This is a genomic window from Pseudomonas sp. WC1 (assembly GCF_050586565.1).
Classification (GTDB): Bacteria; Pseudomonadota; Gammaproteobacteria; order Pseudomonadales; family Pseudomonadaceae; genus Aquipseudomonas.
In genome coordinates, this window is record NZ_JBOBDQ010000125.1 from 1 (window position 1) to 1,278 (window position 1,278).

The following is a 1,278-nucleotide window of genomic DNA, read 5'->3' on the forward strand; positions in this document are numbered from 1 at the left end:
TTGCGCAGGCTGCCGGTGGTCACCCGCACCAACTGGTTGCCCCCCAAAGTCCCCAGGTTGTTCACGCTACCGGCGTTGACCAGCAGATCCCCCGCCGAGCTCAGCCGCCCCTGGTTGGTCAGCAGGCCCGCCACATTGATCGTGGTGTTGCCCACGCCCGTGATGCTGGCGTTGCTGCCCAGGTTCATCTGCGCTGCGCTCACCCCCAGGGTACCCAGGCTGTTCACCCGCCCATTGGCGCTGCTGTAGGTACCCCCCAGGTTGAGGCTGAGCGCGCCGTCACTGGCGATCAGACCTTCGTTGCTCCAGTTGCCGCCGTTGCCCACCAGGCTGTCGAATGCCAGCAACTGGCCGCCAGCGGTCTGGGTGAGGTTGTTGACATTGACCGTCAGGCGCCCGGCCTGGATGGCGCTGCCGTTGGTCCAGCTGTCGGCGGTCAGGGTCAGGCCGCCGCGGGTGCTGAGGCTGCCGCCGGCACGGGTAAGGTTGGCGGTGTCGATGTCGAACACGCCCTTGCCGACGTGCAGCACCTTGCCACCGACGTTCTGCAGCAGGCCGGCGCCTAGGGTCAGGTCACTGTTGCCGATCTCCACCTGGCCATTGCGGTTGTCGAACAACCCGCCAATGGCGAACTGGCTCTTGCCGCTGGTGCCGACGGCACGCAGTTGCCCCCCCTGGTTGTCCAGAGTGGCGGCCGTGATGGCGAGGGTACTGGCGCTTTCGATGATGCCGCCGCGGTTGTCCAGCGCGCCGCTCAGCCCCAGTTCGATACGCTGGCCGACCATCTCGCCGCGCGCGTCGCCACCGTTGAGCAGGCTGGCGCCGGTGACCTTGAGCAGGCCACTGGCGGAGATGCCGCCATCGCGGTTGTCCAGCTGCCCGGTGCGGATCGCGGTATCACCGCCGAGCGCGGCGATGCGCCCGCCGTGGTTGTCCAGGCTGGCGCTCTGCACGTCCAGGCTCAGCGCCTGGAGGATGCCGCGCTGGCCAGTGGCGTCGCTGCCATTGCGCAGCACGCCGGTGGTGCGCACGCCCAGCGCCTGCTTGAGGCTGGCGAGGATGCCGCCGCGGTTGTCGAGGGTGTCGGCGGTCACGGTCAGCGCGCCATCCTGGGCGATCAGCTTGCCGCCCTGGTTGTCGAGCAGGCCGGTGGCCTGCACGGTGATCGCGCCCTTGGCCTGCACGGTGCCCTTGGCGTTGTTCAGGCTGGCCGCCTGCAGGCCTACGTCGCCCTGCTGGCTGTAGATCAGGCCATCGCCCGAGTTGTTGAGCACCCCG

Annotated in this window: 1 pseudogene; it reads right to left on the minus strand. The window is 68.8% G+C overall.

Going from position 1 to position 1,278, the window contains the following annotated elements:
• Window positions 1-1,278 (minus strand): annotated as a pseudogene (locus tag ACQ4OD_RS26315) (hemagglutinin); the annotation flags it as partial.